Raw genomic sequence first — 218 nt, 5'->3', positions numbered from 1 at the left:
GGTGCTTCGATGGGTCTGGTTCGAGAAGGTTTTTCCATGAAAATCTTCATGGATGGCTTGTTCTGTAAGGCGGGAGGAAGGGCCGGACGCCGGTAGAGGCGGCGGGTCTTGGTCGTTCGCGGTAGGTTGCTCCTTGCCTTCGCATTCATCTTCGGCGGCTTGACGTGCCAAATAAGCCTCTATGGATTCGACAGGAGCCAGTTGAATTTCTTTCAAGC

Annotated in this window: 1 pseudogene; it reads right to left on the bottom strand. The window is 54.1% G+C overall.

From position 1 onward, the window contains the following. Nucleotides 1-218: pseudogene (locus PPOP_RS24690) on the bottom strand (IS5/IS1182 family transposase); the annotation flags it as partial.

The sequence above is a fragment of the Paenibacillus popilliae ATCC 14706 genome, from assembly GCF_000315235.1.
Lineage (GTDB): Bacteria > Bacillota > Bacilli > Paenibacillales > Paenibacillaceae > Paenibacillus_B > Paenibacillus_B popilliae.
This window is presented reverse-complemented; position numbering and strand designations above follow the sequence as displayed.